This is a genomic window from Duganella guangzhouensis (genome assembly GCF_009674535.1).
Lineage (GTDB): Bacteria > Pseudomonadota > Gammaproteobacteria > Burkholderiales > Burkholderiaceae_D > Rugamonas > Rugamonas guangzhouensis.
In genome coordinates this window covers 1-535 of the sequence record NZ_WKJK01000068.1, presented here as the reverse complement: position 1 = coordinate 535, position 535 = coordinate 1, and the positions used below count along the sequence as shown (strand labels likewise).

Below are 535 nucleotides of genomic sequence, written 5' to 3'. Positions count from 1 at the left end.
ATTCGGAAATCTGCGGATCAAAGCTTGTTTGCTAGCTCCCCGCAGCTTATCGCAAGCTACTACGTCCTTCATCGCCTGTAATCGCCAAGGCATCCGCCATGTGCACTTATTCACTTGTCCCTATAACGTTAGCTTCTTGCGACTAACAAGAAAGCGTTTATAGAATCAAGAATTATTGCATGTTTGATGATTATCAATCATTACCCACCCATGCAGTTTCCCGCATGGGTCATAACAATTACTTTACTTCTTCCAAATTTTTAAAGAACGAGAACTACACTTACGAATAACTCTGCTTATTCGTAAAAGCAGTGGTGGAGGATGACGGGATCGAACCGACGACCCCCTGCTTGCAAAGCAGGTGCTCTCCCAGCTGAGCTAATCCCCCAATGGGCATTTCTAATACCGGCAACTGGTAGGGCTGGTTGGACTCGAACCAACGACCCCCGCGTTATCAACACGGTGCTCTAACCAGCTGAGCTACAGCCCCAATATTTGCTGTTCTCTATTTCATTACAGTCGATAAGTGTGAGCG

The 535-nt window shown here is 46.4% G+C and carries 2 tRNA genes and 1 rRNA gene; all 3 read right to left on the bottom strand.

The features are described from left to right. Positions 1 to 120 (bottom strand): 23S ribosomal RNA (locus GJ699_RS33955); the annotation flags it as partial. A 192-nt stretch (positions 121 to 312) separates the two neighbouring features. Further along, positions 313 to 388, bottom strand: a tRNA-Ala gene (locus tag GJ699_RS33950). 25 nt (positions 389 to 413) lie between these two features. After that, positions 414 to 490 (bottom strand) — tRNA-Ile (locus GJ699_RS33945). Between the last annotated feature and the right edge of the window lie 45 nt (positions 491 to 535).